Origin of the sequence: Streptococcus sp. DFI.7.26, from assembly GCF_022240605.1 — a bacterium.
GTDB lineage: Bacteria > Bacillota > Bacilli > Lactobacillales > Streptococcaceae > Streptococcus > Streptococcus xiaochunlingii.
Genome location: NZ_JAKOGN010000041.1, coordinates 1 through 732 on the forward strand (window position 1 = coordinate 1; position 732 = coordinate 732).

The following is a 732-nucleotide window of genomic DNA, read 5'->3' on the forward strand; positions in this document are numbered from 1 at the left end:
AGTCTTTTAAGATGTTGCTGATAACTTGTAGTGATATCTGTCTCTTTTCCTGTTCTAACCTCTGCAACTTTGGGTTTAGAACTAGGATTTGATTCCGTCACAGGTGCTTGTTTTCGCTTTTGAAAAGCTGCTTCATAATTTACTTCATTACCTCCTTGATGATTTCCAAATAAGGCCGCAATTTTATCTGAATCCCCTTGATTTTCTGATTTACTTTCTAATGGCTGATTAAAATTCCAATCTTTTGTCATTCACTCATTTCATCCTTTCTAAATTCAGAATCATCGAATTGCCTTTCTTTACCAAAGGCATGGTCAAGTGCTTCTTCAAAACTCATGTGACTGATGCTTTGACGCCTTTTGAACGTCGCAAACATCGCTGTCTCCAGTTGTTCTTTGTAAGTAGCGAGTTTTTCTGTCTCTCTTGCTACCTTACTCTCTTGCCTAGTGACCTTTTCTTCTAAGCGTTCAATAATGGTCATATACGATCCTCCTTCATTCTAATATTAGCTAAAACATCTTGATTTTGTTATCACAATTCTAAACATTGAGAGGTTTGTCTTACTGGTTGATTCCTCAATGTCTCTTTTGTAGTCTCGATCATCAATTGTAAATCTGATTTCTTTTCCCGAAGAATATCGTTCCAGTCTCTTTTTTCTTTCCCAGATTCATTATCAGGTAAATCCAGTAAAACAGGAAATCCTGATTGAGATAACTTATCAGAAAAATCTTT

2 protein-coding genes and 1 pseudogene are annotated in these 732 nt (G+C 35.8%); all 3 read right to left on the bottom strand.

Annotation, left to right across the window (positions count from 1 at the left end):
* A partial coding sequence (locus tag L0M85_RS09820) for a DUF5945 family protein (RefSeq protein ID WP_238656940.1) occupies positions 1–251 on the bottom strand: 251 nt, incomplete at its 3' end.
* Positions 248–481, bottom strand: a complete 234-nt coding sequence (locus L0M85_RS09825) for a DUF5965 family protein (protein WP_000152426.1) — start codon at positions 479–481, stop codon at positions 248–250. The genes L0M85_RS09825 and L0M85_RS09820, both read right to left, overlap by 4 nt.
* A gap of 50 nt (positions 482–531) precedes the next feature.
* Positions 532–732, bottom strand: a pseudogene (locus L0M85_RS09830) (DNA primase); the annotation flags it as partial.